Source organism: Actinomadura sp. HBU206391 (assembly GCF_014323665.1).
Taxonomy (GTDB): Bacteria; Actinomycetota; Actinomycetes; order Streptosporangiales; family Streptosporangiaceae; genus Actinomadura_C.
The window spans coordinates 1-2,319 of sequence record NZ_JABVEB010000485.1 but is presented as its reverse complement, the minus strand read 5'-3'; the positions used below and the strand labels follow the sequence as shown (position 1 = coordinate 2,319).

Sequence of the window (2,319 nt, the reverse complement as noted above, 5' to 3'; positions counted from 1 at the left end):
GACGGCCCGCAACGCCCGCCCGGTGATCTGGAATCCCCCGGTGGCCGATTCCGACCCCGCTCCGGGCGGGGCCGACAGCCGGGTCTCGGCGAAGACCGGCCTGGCTCCCACCAGCCGTGCCATCTCCGGATAGCTGACCCAGCATGGCGCCGGAAGGATGATCTCGTCCCCCGGGTCGAGGACCCCGAGCATGGCGAGGAACAGGGCATGCTTGGCCGACGGTGTCACGATGACGTCGGTCGCGGGCTCCAACCGGATCCCGTTGTCGGCGGACAGCTTCGCCGCGATCGCCGCGCGCAGTTCCGACAGGCCGCGGCTGGGCGTGTAGTGGGTCCTGCCGTCGCGCAGCGCTTCGACGGCCGCCGTCACGACGTGCCGAGGCGTCGGGAAGTCGGGTTCGCCGCCGCCGAGGTCGAGTACGTCAACGCCCTTGCCGCGCAGTTCGCGTACCGTCTCCAGCACGGCGAAGGTGGCGGACGGCTTGATCGCCGCGAACCGCCGGGCCGGGCGCGGCATCACCGGCTCCGATTCGACACCGCGCCCTGCTGCGCCACCATGCCTTGAACCGCGCCTTGATCCGGCCCCGCGTCCCGGTCTGTGGACGCGTGCCGGGAGGCGCTCCGCCAAGGAGATGCCTGCTCGACGGTGGTGACGGTCGCGGTACGGGCCAGCAGTGTCAGCGCAGTCTCGTGTAGTGCGTCGTCGGCGGTCGCGGTGGCGTCCGCCAGTACCTCCACCCGGTAGTCGCGGTCGTGCGCCTCGCGGGCGGCCGACAGCACGACCAGATCCGTGGTGACCCCGGTCAGCAGCAGCGTGTCCACGCGCAGGGCATGGAGCATCTCCTCAAGCGGCGTGCCGTAGAACGGGCTGACCCGGTGTTTGGCCACGACCGGCTCGCCGGCCAGTGGCCGCACCGCGTCGTGGATCCTGGTCGCCCAGGTACCGAGCACAAGCCTCCGATCGGCACGGGCCTCGGCGAAGACCGGCGAGGCGGGCGGCCACTGCGCGTAGTCGCCGGAGAATCCGACCACCACGTGGATTACCGGGATTCCAGCCGTACGCGCCCGGTCCAGTGCGATGGCGGCATGTTCGAGTACCTGGCGCTCGCTGACCTGCTGGTAATAGCCGTCCCCGGCGTATTTGCCATCGGGATGCACGATCTCGTTGATCAAATCCATCATGAGCAAGGCCGGATGCGATTTCATTACCAATCCACTTCTCCTTGATTTTCTCCGTGGTCACGCCCATTGCGCAGGCTTGCCCCCGTGGCCACGCCCACCACCCCTCAGCGACATGCTCACCGCCTGGCGAGAGCAAATCAATAGCGGTCCTAATTACATGAACGGTGGTCATGGGATTCATGAGCACAACGGCGTTGATAGCCATCGGAGCACCGAATTACGCTCACGCTGGAACTCGTTCGGTTGGTATTCGTCGGCCCGCCAAGGGGGAAACGGCATGTTCGACCTCGCCGGAACGGAGGAAGGCGCCGCGGAAAGGAATGGCGGCTCCTGCGGACCCGCCGGAGCGGGCGGCCCCGTACATCGGATCGCGCTGGTCGGCAGCGGGCCACGCGGGCTGTCGGTGCTGGAGCGCCTGGCCGCACGCCTGGTCGCCGACCCACCGAGGACTCCGGTGGAGATCCATCTGATCGACGCCGTTCACGTCGGTTGTGGCCGGATCTGGCGTACCGACCAGCCGGACTGGTTTCTGATGAACACCGTGGCCGGCGAGGTCTCCGCGTTCTCCGGGCGTCCGGACGGCGGGCCCGCGAGGCCGGGGGCGGGCCCCTCGCTGGCCGAATGGTGGGCGACCCAGGATCCGGACTGCCCTGGAGAGAACGGCTACGCACCGCGCGGACTGCATGGCCGGTACATGCTGTTCGTGTTGGACTCGATCAGGCGGGCGCTGCCCGGCCGGGTCCGCCTGCGCGAGGTCCTCGGCCGCGTGCTCGACATCGAGCCGAGGGCAGAACCTGCGAACGGCGTACGCCCAGGGCACCGGTTCCGGCTGCGCCTCGCCGACGGCGCGGTCCTGGACGCCGACCGGGTGGTGCTGGTCACCGGGCATACCAGACCCGAGCTGACCGGCCTGCACCGGGAACTCGCCGACTTCGCCACGGAACATCCCAGGCTGCGCTACATCCGATGCGGCTCCACGGCCGACATGCCGCTAGAGGCCGTTCCTGCGGGCTCGCCGGTCGGCATCATCGGGCTCGGCCTGTCCTTCTACGACGTGATGGCCGCGCTGACCATCGGGCGCGGCGGGCGGTTCGAACCGGGTGGCAGGGGCGGGCTGGTCTACCGGCCGAGCGGGCGT

The 2,319-nt window shown here is 69.5% G+C and carries 3 protein-coding genes; 1 reads left to right on the top strand and 2 read right to left on the bottom strand.

Translation table 11 applies throughout. From position 1 onward, the window contains the following. Positions 1-516: aminotransferase class I/II-fold pyridoxal phosphate-dependent enzyme (locus HKK72_RS38655; protein ID WP_187239336.1), on the bottom strand; the 516-nt coding region annotated here is incomplete at its 3' end. After that, positions 516-1,205 carry an isochorismatase family cysteine hydrolase gene (locus HKK72_RS38650; protein WP_187239335.1) on the bottom strand — a complete coding sequence of 230 codons (690 nt, stop codon included), beginning with the start codon at positions 1,203-1,205 and terminating at the stop codon, positions 516-518. The genes HKK72_RS38650 and HKK72_RS38655, both read right to left, overlap by 1 nt. Before the next feature lie 253 nt (positions 1,206-1,458). Between HKK72_RS38650 and HKK72_RS38645 the strand changes: the two genes are divergently transcribed. Continuing rightward, on the top strand, positions 1,459-2,319 hold an 861-nt coding region (locus HKK72_RS38645; RefSeq protein WP_187239334.1), incomplete at its 3' end, for an FAD/NAD(P)-binding protein.

What these genes read in the sequence shown, in the direction of transcription:
- HKK72_RS38650 (WP_187239335.1), bottom strand. Translation starts at nt 1,205, where the DNA reads ATGAAATCGCATCCGGCCTTGCTCATGATGGATTTGATCAACGAGATC.